Genomic DNA, 15790 nt, shown 5'->3' with positions numbered 1-15790 from the left:
GGCGGGATGTTATCCATGGCGTTGCAATACCAGATGCAAAACAGCATCAGTTTCACCATCAGTGAAGCGGATCTGGAATCCTTTATTCAGCAACTGACCAGCGGCCAGCTTGATCCACAAGAGTTAATGGATAAAGGCGTCGGACACCGGATGAAAAATGGCACCACGCTGACCTTTAACGCCGATTCGGCGCTGATGGCCACTGCCGGTGGCGGCGTCAGCCTTCCCACAAACAGTGAAGACAGCAAAAAAAATGCGGCAACTATCCGCGCCAATGTGCTCGCTCAGGCGGGCGCTAACCTGGCGTCTGCCCAGCGCGACCGCAATGTCACCCGTTCCGCCACCGGCCAGACTAACGATCGTAGCGATAACCGGATGCGTTTCCTGAACAATGCCAGCGCCACGCTGGGTATTGCCGGCGGAATGGGTATCACCACCAATGCCGCCGACCAGCTGCGCATTCCGATGTTTGGCGTCAGCAGCACCAATATTCAGGTCAGTATTGATAACCGTACCAAACAGAGTATGAGTCTGGATATGGCGAAGGCGGAGCCGGTCGAGCAGCATCAGCTGGATAAACTGATGGAAGAGATTGGCAAGAATTTCGATGACGCCACGCTTAACGCGCTGGTGCAGGAGATCAAAGATGCCGACGACATGCCGGAGAAACCGGACATGTCGCTGCCGCCCGCGGTTCAGGCGCTGAAAGAACAGAGCCTGCGCGATCGCGCCGCCAATCCTGGCACGATGCGCTCGCTGTCCAAAACCGAGCGCGCGGCGCTGGATAAGCTGCCGCAGCCCGGCAGCGGTTCCGGCATGAAAGCGATCACCGCTGCGGGCGAGTACCGCGCCGCTCCTCAGCCTGCCAGTGACAAGCTGAAAACCTATATGCAAGAGGACAAAGAGGCGGTGAAGATGAAGCTGGATAAGCTCACCCGCCATCTGCTCAGCATGACCCCGGCCAACAACGGCCAGTATGGCGTGCTTAACAGCGCAAAACAGCTAACGCTCCAGCAACAGGCGGCCGACCTGCATTGTCAGGCGCTGAATAGCGCCGAGTATCAGACCACGTATAACAACCTGCACAAAATTGACAGCAATAACCTGATGCATGTGCTGCACAACCTGATTGCCAGCGAACTGCCGCCAAGTAATGCCGAGCGTATCAGCAGTTTTATGGAACAGAAGCCGATGCTGAAAGAGGTGATCCGCGAGTTGCAGAAGCACAGTGATACTCAGGCGGTGGTGACACTGGAAATGAAAGACAGTGAGAAGTTTCGCACCCAGCAGCTGTGGCTAAGTCATCAGACACAGCCGGAAGATATTCAGAAGCTGCTACAGGATCGCAATAACCTGCGGATCAAAGCGATTACGTTTACCGAAACCAATACCAAGCCGGAAGGGATTACTATCCCGTTTTTTGTCACCGGCGGCTCCAGCTCTGCCAGTGTGTCGATGAGCCGTAACCTTGGCAAAATTAATTTCAGCTACGGCGAAAATCAGGATACGCCGCACTCCTTTTCGCTGGAGGGCGAAATTGCCTACGCCAGCGAAAATGTGGTCAGCGCACTAACCAATGCCGAAGTTCAGGATAAACGTGGTGTTGTTTAACCGGAGAGAGAATCATGTTGCCACAACAGCAGTTACAAAATTTGCTCGATGAGTTTGCCAGCACTCAGGGAATTACCCTGAGACTGGATAACGGTGTCTGCGCGTTACAGGATGACAGTGGTCAGGAAGCGGTGGTGCTGGAGCTACCTGATGGCAGTGATGCGCTGTTGCTGCACTGCCAGCTGTTTGCCATGCAACAACATGGCGAGAAGCTGGCGGCCTGGCGACTGCTGATGACGCTGAATTTTGAGATGAATGCGATGCGCGGCTGCTGGCTGGCGCTGGATGATGAGGATCAGATTCGGTTATGCAGTCAGCAACCGCTGGTGGCGCTGGATAACGCCCGTTTTACGCCGCTGCTGCTGGCGTTTATGCAGCAGGCACGCGAGGCGCGTGAACTGCTGCGCGAGATGTTTGCAGAGTTTTGATTTGTGTGTTCCCTCCCGCTGTTATCGGGGAGGGAAGCTGAATATCCGCCAAAGACCTCATACCGCGTCATCCCTGATCTCAATCACGTCATCCAGATACTGATCCTCCAGCTCACGTAGCAGTCGATAGACCTGTGCCACCGCCGTTAAGGTTTCGCGCGGAATATAAGCCCCTTCGCCGGTGGTGCGGTACAGCGTTCGCGTCAGCCAGATAAAGCGAATAACCGGCATTTTCTTGCGCTGAGCCTGCTCAATCAGCTGTCTTGCCTCTTCATCGCTGGCTTTAAACAGCAGGCGCGGCAGCGGCGTTTCTCCCGGACGATAATAGAGTCCGACCGCGAAATGGGTCGGGTTAACCAACAGAACATCTGCCTCTTCCACCGCCACCTGACGCGGCGCTTTCGGCTCTTCATGCAGAATTTCTTGCGCGACCTGGCGGCGATGCCCTTTCATATGCGGATCGCCTTCGCTCTGCTTGTACTCGTTTTTAATATCGTCGTGACTCATGCGCTGCTGCTTCAGGAAGAAATATTTCTGAATGCCAAAGTCGAGTGCGCTCAGCGCCAGCATTACCATCAGTACCCGTCGCGCCACTTTAACAAACAGCGCCATCACGCCCTGCCAGAAGCCATCGAGATTTCCGAGTGCCAGCTGTGCCAGCCCGCCAATTTCCGGCTCAATCGCCTGCCAGACAATCAGACCGATAATCACCGCTTTAATGATGCTGGTCAGCAGTTGGGTAAACTGCCGGGCGGAAAACATATTTTTGAAATGGTTAACCGGATTAAGCGACTCAAATTTCGGTGCCAGTGCTTCCACCGCGAACAGCGGGCCAAACTGCACCCAGCCGCCAATAATCCGCAGCAGGACGGCAATGCCACACACCGCACCGACAAATGCCAGCATCACCGTCAGTGAATCGGTCAGCACCTCTTCCATCGCGTGATCAAACGGATCGCGCAGCCGCGCCAGCGGCAACAGCATCATCGATTCCATCCGCTGCATCCCGCTGTCCACCAGCGCAAAAATCGCTTCCAGCACGCCGATACAGATCAGCAGTTTCGGGATATCCTGGCTCTGACTGACCTGCCCTTTTTTACGCGACTCCTGCAATTTCTGCGGCGTGGCGTCTTCGGTTTTTTCGCTCATGGCGTGCTCCCTTTCGGCTCAACCAGCGTTGGCAGGAGATGAATAATATCGCGCAGATGGTAGAGACGTTCTCCGGCCAGGTGATCCAGCAGCGGCAGATACAACACAAAAAACAGCATTCCCAGCAGACATTTGATCGGTATCGCCAGCGCCGTGGCTTGCAGCTGCGGGCTATAGATACTCATGATGCCGATAGCGAAATCCATCATCAGCATGATCGCCACCAGCGGCCCGGCGTACAGCACCATATCGGTAAAGGTTTCGCTCAACAGGGTCAGATAAACCTGGAAGCCGGCTTCGCTGGGGAACGGCATCCATGCGGTTGCCGACCACAGTTGATAGCTGTCCCAGATGATCTGGGTAATGGTGGATAAGCCGAGACCAATAATCAGCAGCAAAATTATCGACTGCTGCATCAGTTTGCCGAGCGGCGTCACATCCGGCCCGAGCTGCGGGTTGATCTGCCCGCCCATCAGCGCACCTCGCTGGTTATCGAACAGCCCGCCGATGGATTCATACATCCAGAACGGCATCGCCATCAGCACTCCAGTCAGCATGCCAATCACCAGCTCTTTCAGCATTAATCCGGCCAGCGTCAGCATATCGGGCTGCAACAGATCGATTTGTGGCTTGATCACCGGCGCGATAAACAGCGACAGCGCCACCACAATCGCGGTGCGGGTGACGCCTTTCACCACGCTGAAGGAGAAGATCGGCGTCAGCAACAGGCAGGGGAAAATACGCGCCATAGCCAGCGCCAGCGCCAGAATGGCGTGAAAGGTGTCAGTCAGCGGCGCACCGGGCAGCATCAGGCATCAACCGTCGACATCATGGCAAACGCGGTTTGCGCCAGTTGCATCAGTTCAACACCGACCCAGCGTCCGGTCAGTGCCAGCGTGACCCCCACGGCCACTAACTTGATGCTGAACGGCAGGGTTTGATCCTGCAACTGCATCGCCGCCTGGATCAGTGAAACCACCACTCCTACCAGCACCGCCACCACCAGAGGCGGCGCGGAGAGCAGCACCACCAATAGCATCGCCTGGCGGAAAAGCGTCAGAATATCCATGTTGTCCTCATAAATAGCTGTAAAACAGGCCGTCGAGCAGGCGCGTCCAGCCACTGATCAACACGAACAACAGGATCTTCAGCGGCAGTGAGATGGTCATTGGCGACACCATCTGCATCCCCAACGCCAGCAGCACGTTGGAAACGATCAGATCGACCACAATAAAAGGGATGAAAATCAGGAAACCGATCTTAAAACCGTTTTGCAGCTCAGACAGCACAAACGCCGGGATCGCCAGCAACATATTGTCCGGCTTGACGTTGCTGGCCATCTCCTCAGGCCACATGCGCTGGCTGTTCTCTTGCAGGTGGATCAAAATGTCGGGATCGGTATTGTGAGTCATAAATTTTTTCAGCGGCTCAATGCCGTTACCGATGGTGTACTCAAGACGATCCATTGAGCTGAGATCGAGAGGAACCGCTTTGACCCGCTGCGTCATCTCACTGAAGACCGGCGCCATAATGAACAGCGTCGCCGCCAGTGCAATACCGTTCAGCGCCATGGTCGGCGGTACCTGCTGAACGCCCATCGCGTTGCGCGTCAGCTGCAACACCATGGATATTTTCAGGAAGCTGGTACAGATAATCATCATCATCGGCAACAGCGACAGGGCACCGAGAAACAGTGCCAGCATCATTGGATTAAGCGGTCCCATCTCCATCGCGGTTTACCTGTCCTCTGCCAGCGGATTGCCCGCCCCCGGCAACATATGGGTAATTTGCAGCCCAAGCTGCCCCTCGACATCCACTAACTCTCCCTTCGCCAGCGGATAATCGCCGTGGCATAAGATCGCTTCACCCGGCTGAACGTGCTCGACCAGCACGGTGGATCCGGCGCTCAGTCGGTTGAGTTCGCCGAGGGTGAGTTTCAGATGACCGCAGCGCAAAGTTAGCGCCAGCGGCAGCGGATCGAACACTGACGTCTCGCTGTGTGGTTCAGACGACCACTCCTCATCAGGCTGTGGCATCCCATCCATCTCATAATCATCAGGGGTCAAATTCACGTCAGTTGTCTCCAAATCGGTAATATAAAAATGGGCGGAACGTCCCTGCTCACTCACTAATTCGCCCTGTAAGCTGAGGTGTGCAACACGCAGCACACCGCTACCGGCAGGAGAAAAATGGCGGGTGGTGGGTAAAATCACATCGTTACGCCGCAAGGTACGCAGCTGCTCAAGGGAGAATGACAGCGCCCCCAGCGTGAGCGGCAACCTGAGCGCCAGCTTGTCCGCTGGCGGTGGGATAACCGGCTGCCAGCCGGCTTTATTCAGCAGTAATGCGAGGGTATTCAGCGAAACACTAAGCTGGCTGTAACCGCGCAGCTCGCCCAGCACCACATTCAGGGTCAGCCACAATGCGTCGGCTGGCGGCGGACAAGTCGACTGGCTGGCTAACTGTCCGAACAGGCAGCGAAGCGGGTCGCTCAGTGACTGATTAAACAGCGGCCAGTACCAGGCTTCTTCCGCTTCCGGCTCCAGTAACAGCGGGCAACAGGACATCAGACTGCATACCGCTTCCGCATCGGATAAGTGCAGCAAACCTGAATCACACTGCACCGCCTGCGTCGCCGGACGCGGCGCGTCGCTGGCAGTCAGGCTGAGTTGCAACCAGCCCGCTTCACCGTTAAGTCGGTAAGGAAAACGATAGCCGCTGCCGATTTTTTGCCGCAGCCGGGCTTCGAGCCGGCTTTGCTGACGCAGTTGTAGGGGCTTCATCAGCATCCTCCACGTTGTTCAAAACGCAGGCGAATACGGCAGGCCATACGGCGACGCAACGATTCACGGCAGCGTTCGTGATGTGGCGCGATCATCGCCAGTGCCTGCGGCGCAAAGCGCAGGCTGATATCCCAGCCCGCACCGGTCGGCAGGCTCGACAGACGCGCATCCACCTCGCCAAGTTTGGGTAACAGCAACGTCATTGATACCGGCCCCGGCGGCTGTTTCTCCAGCTCTGCGCTCAGTGACGGCTCCAGCTGATGCCAGACGGCCATCGCCGGTGCGTGGCTTTCACTGGCTCTGGCCGTTGGCGAGTAAAGACCCGTTGAGCCGTCATAACCCGCGCCCGCCATCGCCAGCGTCGGGGCGGACTGGCCGCCGAGTAGTTCGCTGAACAGCGAGGCTTCCTGTTGAGCAGGCTCGTTTGGCACCCTACGCTTCAGTGCAGGACTCTCGCCAGCGGATGAATGGCGTTCACGCGCTGGCGTGCGCCGGGTTCTGTCGCCAGATTCGCTCTGATGACGTCCAGGCCTGTCTGTCGCTTTCGCCGCATGTTCAGTCTGCCCGGCCGCGGACGGCAGACGGCGAGTCGCCTGCTGCTGACGGGGTTCTTCGGCCTGGCGGCGGTGCTGATGTTGGTTTGCCTGAACTTTTTCCGCCGCCCGCTGCGCCTGCTGCTGTAATGGCGTCATTGCAGTACCTCGCTTTCACCAATCAGATACTCAAGCTTTTCCAGTTCGCGCTGACGTGCCAGCGTTTCCTGCTGAGCCTGCGCCAGCCGTTGCTGTTGTTCAGTTTGCCGCTGCTGACACTGCTCCAGCTCGCGCTGCTGGCCCTGTCGCGCATCATTCGCCGTACGCTCTTTGTTCAGTCCCTGCATCAGACGTTGCTGCGGTTGCACACCAGCCGCGAAGCTGTCGCGCAGCTGGTGATAACGCTGCTGACAGACTTCCAGCTGCACTTCCGCCGCCTCGCGCTGGCTGTTCGCTTCCCGCAGTGCGCGCTCCTGTTCACGCTGCGCCCGTTCGCTACGGCTCAGTCGTTGACGGCGGATGGGCAGCAACAATGCAAAGGTTTGCTGCAACTCTGCATTTGCTGACGTTTCAGCCAGATCAGCTTCGGGGTTAATCGACCGGCGCATAACGGCTGACCTCCGAAAGCTGCATCAGCGTCTGATCAAACTGAGAAGGATCATGCATTTGCTGGCGCAGGTAGCCATTAATCGCCTGCTGCGCCTCAACGGCGGCATCGGTCATCGCATCGTGACCCGGCTGGTATTCCCCCAGACGGATCAGCATCTCAACCTGTTGCCAGGCTGCCATCATGCGGCGCATGGCGGTGGCTGCGCCGATTTGTTCGCGCCCGACGACATTACTCATGGTGCGGCTAAGGCTGGCCAGCACGTCGATCGCCGGATAATGTCCGCGCTCGGCCAGCTTACGCGTCAGCACAATGTGCCCGTCGATCAACGAGCGCACTTCATCGGCCACCGGATCGTTCATCGAATCCGCCTCGATCAGTACTGAATAGAGCGCGGTGATCGAGCCAGTGTTAGTCTGTCCGGCGCGCTCCAGCAAGGTCGGCAGCAAGGTATAGACCGACGGTGGCAGCCCGCCGCGCCCTGGCGGTTCGCCGAGAGCAAGGCCAATTTCACGCTGCGCCCGGGCAAAACGGGTCAGGGAGTCGAGGATCAACAGCACGCTTTTGCCCCGATCGCGCCAGGCTTCAGCAATGGCAGTGGCGGTAAATGCCGCACGCGCGCGCTCCATGCTGCTGCGATCCGATGTGGCGCAGATCAGCACCGTCCGGCTACGTAACTCTTCATCCAGTTCGTGATCGAGAAACTCACGCAATTCGCGGCCACGTTCGCCGATCAGACCAAACACGATCACATCACAGGGCGTGTTGCGCGCCAGCTCGGCCAGTAAGGTGGTTTTGCCGCAACCCGCGCCGGCAAAGACCCCGACGCGCTGGCCGACGCCGAGGGTTAACAGACCATCAATGGCGCGGATGCCGGTCGGTAATGGCGTATCAATACGCGGGCGTTCAGTCGGCGGCGGCGCGTCGCCTGACACGCTGAAGCTCTCTTCTCCGCTACCGGGCATGGCGAAAGCACCGATACCACCTTCTGCAATCGGGCGGCCAAAACCATCCAGTACACTGCCCAGCAACTGCTCGGAAACGCTGATGCTGTGCGGCAAAAACAGCGGCGTCACGCGTGCGCCCTGCGCGATACCGTCCAGCTGGCCCAGCGCGGAAAGCAGCGTGTGATGCGGGTTAAATCCGACCACTTCCGCCAGCACGCTGCTGTTATCGTTACGCTCCACCTGGCAGAGATCGCCAATACGCGCACGCGGTAAGCTGCTCTCCAGTAAAATGCCGTTAATCCCGGTGATGCGGCCAAACGCGCTGACCGGCGCGAAAGCGGTCAGTCGCTGCTGCTGCTGACGGAACCAGTGATCCAGTGAATGCGCCATTACCAGCTCACCCTGATGGTGTCGCGGCCATTGAATTCAATGCGATTGTCGGTGATCGACACCAGCCGCAGATCGTCAACCTCATCACCAATAAACAGTCGCTGCCCATCATCGGTCACGATATTGGCGCGCGATCCGGTGGTAATCTGCACAATACGAAACGGCAGCTCGATCTTCAGCGGTACCACTTGGTTATCCAGTGGCAAGCCGGTCATATACTCGGCATTAAAGCGGCCAAGCATTCGGTTAAAGACCTGCATCTGCTCTTTACTGAGTTTGCCCTTTAACGTGACCGACTTTTTACTGTTAACCACCGTGACCGCTCCGGCCAGATCGCGTTCGCGCAGCATGGTCAGCAGTGGCGCACGGATTTCATTGGGCGTGTCCAGTTGCTTGCGCATTGACTGGCTGACCTCAGTTTGTGCCACCGTCGGTTGCAGAATCCAGCTGACCACAGTGAAGGTCAGCAGCAGCATCAGGCTGAACATCAGCGCCGTTAACCAGCGCGGAAAACCGTTTTTACCCACTGTAGTGGCAGGAATTTCAGGCGCGGCAGCGGGCGCAGCAACCACCGGCGGCGGGGTCACCGTGCTCCACGGCATATCTGCCGCTGCCACGCACAGCCAGACGCTGCCCAACTCAAATGGCTCGCCGACCACCAGCTCAACTGTTTCTTGCTGCTGTAACTGCCAGCTGTCGTCTGCACGGTGCAGCACGCCGTGTTGCGCCTCAATACCCGGGTCAGTCAGCAATAAATCTGAGGTTTCCGCCTGTCCAATTAACCAGCTGTCGCCAGAGAGAGGCAACGCCGCACCTGAATGAAGGCCGGACAGCACACGCAGTTCGAACATCATTTAACTCTCCCAGCGGGTAAGTGAATAAACGGCAGGATCAAGATCGATGCGCCCGAGCACATTGACCGCCAGATTAGGTTGCAGCTCAGCAAACGACAGCACCGGCACCTGATGAAACTCTTCGTGGATCAAGGTGCGCATCGGCCCGCGCAGATCCTGCGCCACCAGCAGTACCGCACTTTGATCGCTGTCAGCGCTGAATGCCCGCCCGACTTCGTCGAGGATCGCCGCGATTTGTTCCTGCATCAGCGCAAAGAAGATCTCGTTTTGCGTCTGGCGCAGCGCATCACGCAGCTGCTCTTCCAGCTCCGGCGTTAACAGCCAGACATGCAGGCCATCTGGCCGGGCATACTGGTAGCAGAGATGATTTTTCAGCGTAATGCGCACCTGATCGGTCAGCAGATTGATGTCGCGTTCATGCTGGCCGTGTTCAATGAGCGCCTCAGCAATCGCCCGCACTGAACGCAGCGGAATGCGCTCGGCCACCAGTTTCTGCAACACGCTGGAGAAGCGGGCAATTGGCATCACACGCTGGAGTTCCTGCGACAATTCAGGCTGTTCCGACTCCAGCCAGCCCATCAGCGCGCGCGTCTCTTGCAGGCCGATAAAGTGCGGGCTGCTGGCATGAATGGCGTTTTCCATGCGTTTTACCAGCAGTTCGCGTGCGCTCCAGCGTTCCACTTGCTGATCGTGCAACAGCGGATGATCCGCCGGTAGCCAGAGCAGATCACCTTCACGGCGCAACTCATCACCGGCGGTCACCGTTTCACGATCGGCTTCGGTAATCTGCTCCAGCCAGCGGTTATTCACCGCCAGCATCGGCAGATTAAAGCTGCCGATCACTTTGGGGATCTCGTACACCGAGAAGCGGAATTCGTGCTCATCCTGATTGTCGACAAATTCGATATCGAAGGCCGGTAAGGTAAAGCCGAAGTGATAAACAATGCGGTTACGCAGGCGGCGAATCTCCTGCACCAGCTCCAGCGTTTCGGGTTGACCACGGCTGGCCGCCGGAAAGGTGATCAGATAAGGGCGCGTCGGATTAAACTGGCGCAAATCCTCTTTGCCATTCAGTTCCGGCGGGATCACTTCGTTTTCCATTTGCGGCTGGGCAAGGCGCACTTCATGGCGTGCACGCCATAACTGAAATCCGCCACTGATCATCGTCAGCGCCGCCAGCACGAGAAATACGCCGGTCGGCATGCCCGGCAGCAGGGCAAAACCCACCATGCCGATGGAGGACAAAATCCATGCTTTTGGCTGGCTGGTCAGCTGCTCGGCGATCTCACGGCCAATATTGTTATCAAGGGTTTTTTCATTGTCAGAGGAGACGCGGGTGATGATCATGCCAGCGGTCAGTGAGATCAGCAGCGCCGGGATCTGGGCGATCAGGCCATCACCAATGGTCAGGATCGAGTAGATATGCATCGCCTCACCGGCTGGCATTCCCAGCTGCAACACGCCAATACTGAAGCCGCCGATCAGGTTGATAAACAGGATCACCAGACCGGCAATGGCATCGCCTTTGACGAACTTCATCGCCCCGTCCATGGCACCGAACAGCTGGCTCTCTTTCGCCAGATCGCTACGGCGTGCTTTTGCCTGCCAGACATCGATCATCCCCGCACGCAGATCGCTGTCGATCGACATCTGTTTGCCCGGCATCGCATCAAGCGTAAAGCGCGCCGCGACTTCAGCGACACGTTCCGATCCTTTGGTGATCACCAAAAAATTCACCACCGTCAGGATCAGGAACATCACCATCCCGACGGCCAGATTGCCGCCCACCACAAAGTTACCGAAGGCCGCCACCACATGTCCGGCATCCTGCTGGATTAAAATCTGCCGGGTGGTGGAGATCGACAGCGCCAGCCGGAACATGGTGGTCAGCAGCAGCACGGCTGGAAATGTTGAGAACGCCAGCGGTTTGGGCAGATACATCGCCAACACCACCAGCAAACATGAGAGACAGATATTCAGCGCGATCAGGGTGTCAATTAATCCCAGCGGCAACGGAATAATCAGCATAAACACCAGCGCCATGGCAAAAGCGGCACCGACCACTTCCGAGCGCTGCATCGCACTGATGGCGATTTTGTTCAGAATCAGAAAAAGGGCATTCATCGCCATCCTCTCACGTCAGTCTGCATCGCCATCATGCGCTTCTGCGCGCCAGCTGTTGCTGTTCGGCCTTCGCCAGTTCAGTAATGATGCCGCGCAGCAATTCCAGTGCGGTTTTACGGCTGTCGCTCTCTTTCCATAAGCTATGCGGCAACTGATGTACCAGCGGAAACAGGCAACTGAAAAACAGTGACAGGTGCTGTGACTGCTGACCGACCACCTCTTCGCCCAGATGCTGGAAATCGCGGTTGTACACGCCGTTATGGCTGAATTGCAGCAGTCGGCGGGTCAGCTCGACGGCGCTAAGCGCCACTTCTGGCAACTTGTTATGCATACGCTTTAGCAAAGTGCTGCTGGCCGCCAGCGTGTGGCTCAGTTGCCCGGCTTCATGCAGACCATGCTGGATCCGGCGTAAGGCACCGGCGCTAATCGAGGGCGCAAGCGCAGCAATATCATCAGCCAGCGCCCGCTGCAACGTTCGCAGCGTCGGGACGAAATGCTGAGCGTTGACTTGATCCAGCAACATATCCAGCATGGCAATGGCCGACTGATGGTGCACAATGCTGTCGTAATAGAGGTTACGCAGTGACTGTTTTTCTTGCGGATCGTTGGTGAATTCCGCAATCGCCGAGGCGGTATTGCTGCCAGCGCGAATGGTATCGCCGTGCTGTTGTTGCAGTGTGTTGAGGTGTTGGCTGGCGGCATCAGCCAGCGCCATCTCTCCCTTCTCAGTCGCGTGTTGCTGCACCATGCGCAAAAGCAGGTCGCAGCGCGCCGGGTCGCCGCCCATCTCTTCCAGCAGCGCCTCGCTGTCCGGTGCTGGCGTGCGAGCCAGCGCCTGGCGCAGCCGATCCAGCAACTTATCCAGATCCTGTTCTTCATTACTCTCCATCAGCTGAAACAGCTGATTAAGATGTTCAACTTTCGTCACCTGATGTTTATTACGCATCAGGTTGCTCTGCATCTGTCGGCGATTGAGCGCTTTGTTTTTGCTCTCCATCTTTTCACTGAACATGCTGCCGATCTCTTCCAGCGAATCATTCAGCGTCTCGGCGCGGGTTGCGACATTATCCGGCGCGCGGGCAGCATTTTTCGTCGCGGCGGATTCTCCCGCTTTTATCAGCGCTTTCAACGTGTGCTGCATCGCCGGTAGAGCGGGTTGCATTTTAATCATCGCCAGCGTTCCTCAGTTTTAATCACCTCCTTTCTGTGTCGACTGACGGGTTGCGGTTCCCTGCTGGCGTAGAAAAAAGATCATTCCCCCTAAACCACGATGATTACTGCCGGTGACTAATGCAATTAGTTGCATAACCCGGCGGTAAAGGCGGACAAAAATCGTCTCAGATAACTCCTGGCTGTTTCGACGATGCAAATGAAAACAATACGTTAGCAATACTTATTGATATGGCATGTCACTTGCTATGTGAACAAACAACGTATTTGTTGATCAATCGGAGAGAATCATGCTGAGCACAATCACAACCACCCAGGCAGAATCGCGTAATCCCACTGAATTTTCGATGAATGTTAACTGGGACGAGGTGTTTATTTCGCACAATAAAAAACTGCTAAACTTCATTCGTAAACGCATCGCGAACCAGGAAGATGGTGAAGATATTTTACAGATGACCTGCCTGGAAGTGCTACGTAACCGGCACAAATTTATCGGGGCTTCACGCCCGGAGACCTGGGTGTTTGGCATTGCTGTTAATCTGATTCGTAATTACTACAAAAGTCAGCAAAGCCGCTATCTGCTGGATCAGCTTGACGATGACATCACCGCTGACCTGCTGTTTGACAACGATCCCAGCGATATCACTGAGCATCGACAGCTGCTTGGCGCGACACTGGACTCAATTGAAAAACTGCCCGCTGATATCCGCACCATGCTGTCGATGCTGGTCGAGGGTGAAGGCAGTTATCAGGATGTCGCCCACTGTCTGAATATTCCGATTGGCACCGTGCGATCCCGTCTTTCGCGCGCGCGAGAGGCGCTGAAGGTGCGTATTTATGCCTGAAAAGGTGTGCGGCGGCGGGCCAGCGCGGTATAACTGCTAACATGATCATGCTTATATTAAGCAGACTAAATAGAGGGAATTATGCTGCTGCAGGGTTTTGCTAACCGACAAGAACGCGCAGATTTAAACTCAACTAATTTATCTGACATTGCCTTGAATCGTATTCACGATGCGATTTATCTGGTCGACAGCCAGTTACGGATTAAATACGTCAATGATAAAGCCTGTCAGCTGATGGGATACTCCCGGAAGGAATTTTCCCAACTGCAATTTTCGACCCTTGACCGTGAATTGCGCGATATTGATGTCGTCGCCTTATGGTGGAAACTGAGCGTGCGCCCGGAGGGCATCACTTTTACCTCTCACCATACCTGTCGCGATGACGAACTAATTCCGGTGGAAGTCAGTTCCAGTAGCTACATCACGGAAGGTGAGCCGCATATTCTCTGTGTGGTACACGATGTGCGTGAACTGCGGCGCAAGGAGCATCAGCAGCGCCTGCGTGAAAAACAGATGAATACTGTGGTAGAGAACTCGCCGGATTTAATCTCGCGTTTCGACCTGAATATGCGCTGCGTCTATGCCAACCCGGCGGTGCAGAGCTGGTTTGGCCGCAGCGAACGTGAATTACAACAGTGGCAACTGACCGAAAGCGTACCGCTGGGCGATGTCGGCCTGAACTTTTTTAAGCTGATGTCTAAAACGCTGGTCGATGAACAAGGAGCTGAGAGCGAGCTGACGCTGGAGCGCCACGGAAAAAAGCGCGTGCTGCATGTGCGTTGCGTACCGGAATATAACTTACAGGGCAAAATTGTCAGCGTGCTGGCCGTGGGCCGCGACATTACCCGGGTGCGTCAGACAGAAGATGAGTTGCGCGCGGCCCATCAACAGTTGCGCGAACTGACACGCAATCAGGAAATGGCGCGTGAAGTGGAAAGAAAGCAGCTGGCGCGCGATATCCATGATGAGCTCGGTCAGCATCTGACCTCGTTGCGCACCGGTCTGTCGCTGCTTTCAATGCGAGCCGATGAGGGCAGCACGGTGGTGCAGACTCAGCTGGAAGGACTGATGAATCTGGTGGACAGTACCATTCAGGTGGTGCGTGATGTGTCTACCCGCTTACGGCCTAATGTGCTGAATCTCGGATTGATCCCGGCGCTGGAGTGGCTGCGCGATCAGTTTATGAAAAACGGCGGCTGCCGCTGCATTTTGATCGCCCCAGACGAACATACCGTCCAGCTGGATGAAGCCTCACTGACCGCCGCATTTCGCGTCGTTCAGGAGTCGCTGACCAATGCGGCGCGTCACGCCAGCGCCAGTAATATCTATATCTTTGTTAAGCCGCAGCCCGACGCGCTGGTGATTGAAGTGGTGGATAACGGCAAGGGCTTTCAGGTGAATCGCGTGCAGAAAAATGCCTTTGGCTTGCAGGGTATTCAGGAACGCGGACGCATGCTGAATGGGGACGCGACCATCACCAGTGCGCCGGGTAAAGGCACCCGCATCAAGCTGACTTTCCCACTATCCGCACCACATAACTCTCAGACAGAAAAACGGTGATCAACAGATGGAACAACATATCAGGCTGATGATAGCCGACGATCACGCCATTATGCGTGAGGGACTGAAGCAAATTTTTGCACTGGATAAAAATATTGAGGTGGTCGGTGAAGCGCCGGATGGCAGTCAGGTACTGGAGCGTCTGCGCCACTGCGATGTCTCACTGCTGCTGCTGGATATTTCCATGCCGGGCATCAGCGGCGAGGATCTGATTAACCGAATTATTCCGCAATATCCTGCCCTGCGTATTTTAGTGCTGAGCATGTACAACGAGCCGCAAATTGCGCGCCGGATATTAAACAGCGGCGCGCTGGGCTATATCACCAAAGATAAATCGCCTGAAGTGTTGCTGAACGCCATCCGCACCGTGGCGCGTGGCTCACGCTACATCGATCACGATCTGGCGCAGGAAATTGTTTTTTCCGAATATCACAGCGGCAACCGTGCTCCGCATGAAAGTCTGACAATGCGTGAACGCCAGATCATGATTATGCTGGCACATGGCGAAACAATAAACGCAATTGCTGATACGCTTTCCATTAGCAATAAAACCGTCAGTACCTACAAATCGCGCATGATGAAAAGAATGAATTTCACCAGCAATGCCGATATCGTGAAATATTCACTGAATAATAACCTGGTGCAGTAACGCCGGACGCCGCTAACGGAGCCACCATGAGCACACCCCTGTTAATTGCCCGCACGCAAAAAACTCAGCTGCATCTGCTGTCGAATATGGCCAACCGCCACGGCCTGATTACTGGCGCGACCGGCACCGGTAAGACCGTG

17 protein-coding genes are annotated in these 15790 nt (G+C 56.2%); 6 read left to right on the top strand and 11 right to left on the bottom strand.

From position 1 onward, the window contains the following. On the top strand, nucleotides 1-1611 hold a 1611-nt coding region (locus NG42_RS22875; RefSeq protein ID WP_206542082.1), incomplete at its 5' end, for an AvrE-family type 3 secretion system effector. 14 nt (nucleotides 1612-1625) lie between these two features. Further along, nucleotides 1626-2039, top strand: a complete 414-nt coding sequence (locus tag NG42_RS05895; RefSeq protein ID WP_052898346.1) for a type III secretion system chaperone — start codon at nucleotides 1626-1628, stop codon at nucleotides 2037-2039. A 57-nt stretch (nucleotides 2040-2096) separates the two neighbouring features. Here the strand turns inward: NG42_RS05895 and sctU are convergent, their stop codons facing one another. From sctU to sctW, 11 genes are read right to left on the bottom strand one after another with little or no spacing between them, the layout of a single operon-like run. Next, nucleotides 2097-3188, bottom strand: coding sequence for a type III secretion system export apparatus subunit SctU (gene sctU / locus NG42_RS05890; RefSeq protein ID WP_052898345.1), 1092 nt, complete (start codon nucleotides 3186-3188; stop codon nucleotides 2097-2099). Continuing rightward, nucleotides 3185-3997, bottom strand: coding sequence for a type III secretion system export apparatus subunit SctT (gene sctT, locus NG42_RS05885; protein ID WP_052898344.1), 813 nt, complete (start codon nucleotides 3995-3997; stop codon nucleotides 3185-3187). The genes sctU and sctT overlap by 4 nt, the downstream gene beginning before the upstream one ends. Further along, nucleotides 3997-4257 carry a type III secretion system export apparatus subunit SctS gene (sctS, locus tag NG42_RS05880; protein WP_052898343.1) on the bottom strand — a complete coding sequence of 87 codons (261 nt, stop codon included), beginning with the start codon at nucleotides 4255-4257 and terminating at the stop codon, nucleotides 3997-3999. The genes sctT and sctS overlap by 1 nt, the downstream gene beginning before the upstream one ends. Before the next feature lie 7 nt (nucleotides 4258-4264). After that, complete coding sequence (sctR, locus tag NG42_RS05875; RefSeq protein WP_052898342.1) at nucleotides 4265-4918, bottom strand: type III secretion system export apparatus subunit SctR; 654 nt, start codon at nucleotides 4916-4918, stop codon at nucleotides 4265-4267. Nucleotides 4919-4924: 6 nt separating this feature from the next. After that, a complete protein-coding gene (locus NG42_RS05870; RefSeq protein WP_052898341.1) occupies nucleotides 4925-5971 on the bottom strand; it encodes a FliM/FliN family flagellar motor switch protein in 1047 nt (348 codons plus the stop codon). Continuing rightward, nucleotides 5971-6663, bottom strand: a complete 693-nt coding sequence (locus NG42_RS05865) for a type III secretion system HrpP C-terminal domain-containing protein (RefSeq protein WP_053115664.1) — start codon at nucleotides 6661-6663, stop codon at nucleotides 5971-5973. The genes NG42_RS05870 and NG42_RS05865 overlap by 1 nt, the downstream gene beginning before the upstream one ends. Beyond that, a complete protein-coding gene (locus NG42_RS05860) occupies nucleotides 6660-7112 on the bottom strand; it encodes a hypothetical protein (protein ID WP_052898340.1) in 453 nt (150 codons plus the stop codon). The genes NG42_RS05865 and NG42_RS05860 overlap by 4 nt, the downstream gene beginning before the upstream one ends. Continuing rightward, nucleotides 7096-8454, bottom strand: coding sequence for a type III secretion system ATPase SctN (sctN, locus tag NG42_RS05855; RefSeq protein WP_052898339.1), 1359 nt, complete (start codon nucleotides 8452-8454; stop codon nucleotides 7096-7098). Before sctN ends, NG42_RS05860 begins: the two co-directional genes overlap by 17 nt. Beyond that, entirely contained in the window at nucleotides 8448-9302 is an 855-nt protein-coding gene (locus tag NG42_RS05850) for an FHA domain-containing protein (RefSeq protein WP_241488315.1), read from the bottom strand. Before NG42_RS05850 ends, sctN begins: the two co-directional genes overlap by 7 nt. Continuing rightward, nucleotides 9303-11426, bottom strand: a complete 2124-nt coding sequence (sctV, locus tag NG42_RS05845; RefSeq protein WP_052898381.1) for a type III secretion system export apparatus subunit SctV — start codon at nucleotides 11424-11426, stop codon at nucleotides 9303-9305. It lies immediately after the preceding gene. A 31-nt stretch (nucleotides 11427-11457) separates the two neighbouring features. Then, nucleotides 11458-12597: a type III secretion system gatekeeper subunit SctW gene (gene sctW, locus NG42_RS05840; RefSeq protein ID WP_052898338.1), complete on the bottom strand. Its 1140-nt coding sequence runs from the start codon at nucleotides 12595-12597 to the stop codon at nucleotides 11458-11460. 289 nt (nucleotides 12598-12886) lie between these two features. On the opposite strand from sctW, the gene NG42_RS05835 reads away from it, so the two are divergent. The 4 genes from NG42_RS05835 to NG42_RS23360 form a co-directional block, all read left to right on the top strand. Further along, the gene (locus NG42_RS05835) at nucleotides 12887-13441 is read left to right on the top strand and encodes an RNA polymerase sigma factor (protein ID WP_052898337.1); all 555 of its coding nucleotides are present in this window, start codon (nucleotides 12887-12889) and stop codon (nucleotides 13439-13441) included. A gap of 153 nt (nucleotides 13442-13594) precedes the next feature. Beyond that, the gene (locus tag NG42_RS05830; RefSeq protein WP_241488314.1) at nucleotides 13595-15001 is read left to right on the top strand and encodes a PAS domain-containing sensor histidine kinase; all 1407 of its coding nucleotides are present in this window, start codon (nucleotides 13595-13597) and stop codon (nucleotides 14999-15001) included. A 7-nt stretch (nucleotides 15002-15008) separates the two neighbouring features. Beyond that, nucleotides 15009-15650 (top strand): response regulator, encoded by a 642-nt coding sequence (locus NG42_RS05825; RefSeq protein WP_052898335.1) that lies wholly within the window; start codon nucleotides 15009-15011, stop codon nucleotides 15648-15650. 26 nt (nucleotides 15651-15676) lie between these two features. Continuing rightward, a partial coding sequence (locus NG42_RS23360) for a helicase HerA-like domain-containing protein (RefSeq protein ID WP_052898385.1) occupies nucleotides 15677-15790 on the top strand: 114 nt, incomplete at its 3' end.

It is taken from the genome of Winslowiella iniecta (genome assembly GCF_001267535.1).
GTDB classification, from domain to species: domain Bacteria; phylum Pseudomonadota; class Gammaproteobacteria; order Enterobacterales; family Enterobacteriaceae; genus Erwinia; species Erwinia iniecta.
Note: the sequence above shows the minus strand (reverse complement) of the source record. Positions and strands in the feature narration are given on the sequence as shown.

Excerpts from the sequence above, each read along its gene's own strand:
- NG42_RS05895 (WP_052898346.1), top strand. The coding sequence starts at position 1,626 with ATGTTGCCACAACAGCAGTTACAAAATTTGCTCGATGAGTTTGCCAGC.
- sctU (WP_052898345.1), bottom strand. The coding sequence starts at position 3,188 with ATGAGCGAAAAAACCGAAGACGCCACGCCGCAGAAATTGCAGGAGTCG.
- sctT (WP_052898344.1), bottom strand. The coding sequence starts at position 3,997 with ATGCTGCCCGGTGCGCCGCTGACTGACACCTTTCACGCCATTCTGGCG.
- sctS (WP_052898343.1), bottom strand. The coding sequence starts at position 4,257 with ATGGATATTCTGACGCTTTTCCGCCAGGCGATGCTATTGGTGGTGCTG.
- sctR (WP_052898342.1), bottom strand. The coding sequence starts at position 4,918 with ATGGAGATGGGACCGCTTAATCCAATGATGCTGGCACTGTTTCTCGGT.
- NG42_RS05870 (WP_052898341.1), bottom strand. The coding sequence starts at position 5,971 with ATGAAGCCCCTACAACTGCGTCAGCAAAGCCGGCTCGAAGCCCGGCTG.
- NG42_RS05865 (WP_053115664.1), bottom strand. The coding sequence starts at position 6,663 with ATGACGCCATTACAGCAGCAGGCGCAGCGGGCGGCGGAAAAAGTTCAG.
- NG42_RS05860 (WP_052898340.1), bottom strand. The coding sequence starts at position 7,112 with ATGCGCCGGTCGATTAACCCCGAAGCTGATCTGGCTGAAACGTCAGCA.
- NG42_RS05850 (WP_241488315.1), bottom strand. The coding sequence starts at position 9,302 with ATGATGTTCGAACTGCGTGTGCTGTCCGGCCTTCATTCAGGTGCGGCG.
- sctV (WP_052898381.1), bottom strand. The coding sequence starts at position 11,426 with ATGAATGCCCTTTTTCTGATTCTGAACAAAATCGCCATCAGTGCGATG.
- sctW (WP_052898338.1), bottom strand. The coding sequence starts at position 12,597 with ATGATTAAAATGCAACCCGCTCTACCGGCGATGCAGCACACGTTGAAA.
- NG42_RS05835 (WP_052898337.1), top strand. The coding sequence starts at position 12,887 with ATGCTGAGCACAATCACAACCACCCAGGCAGAATCGCGTAATCCCACT.
- NG42_RS05825 (WP_052898335.1), top strand. The coding sequence starts at position 15,009 with ATGGAACAACATATCAGGCTGATGATAGCCGACGATCACGCCATTATG.